The organism is Blautia sp. HCP3S3_B11 (assembly GCF_052064435.1).
GTDB lineage: Bacteria > Bacillota > Clostridia > Lachnospirales > Lachnospiraceae > Blautia_A.
Map to the genome: position 1 here is coordinate 1 of NZ_JBQHVP010000062.1, position 584 is coordinate 584.

At 43.0% G+C, this 584-nt stretch carries 1 protein-coding gene; it reads left to right on the forward strand.

The features are described 5' to 3' along the window. Positions 1-484, forward strand: a 484-nt coding sequence (locus ACTNC0_RS18255) for a transposase (RefSeq protein WP_441088493.1), incomplete at its 5' end; no start/stop codon positions are given. Positions 485-584: the final 100 nt, after the last annotated feature.

The window sequence follows — 584 nt, forward strand, 5'->3', positions numbered from 1 at the left end:
GGTATACTGTCCGGCTGGGGAAATCCTGAGACAGAAGAGCATAAAGAAAAACGGGAATATCCGCTATGCCAATAAAAATGCGTGTAAACATTGCCCGAACCGCAATAAGTGTTACAAGGGAAAAGGCGAATGGAAAGAGATCGACTTTACCAAAGATCAGCTGGTAAAACCATGTAAGGGCTGGCTGGAAGCCGAAGGAAAGAAGCCGGAGGAAACGAAAACGGGTGAAAAATGGCATTATGAAAAAAGAAAGGTTGTGAAGTTTTTCCTGAAACCGGATAAAGAAAAGATGAGCCGGAGGATGTGCCTGTCGGAGCATCCGTTTGGAACAATAAAACGAGCAATGGGAGCCACTTATTTTCTTTTAAGGGGAATACGGAAAGTGGCTGGAGAGTTTGCGCTCTTTTGTCTGGGTTATAACCTGGAACGGGCGAAGAATCTCCTTGGATTTCAAAAAATGATGGAATTGATGGAACAGGCATAAGCCTCTTTCTTCATCCTGTGTATTTTATTCAGTTTTCAATGTCACAGATGAAGGAAAGGGGCTAAATTTATGCCTAAAAATAAGGTTTTCGGACAGGCTG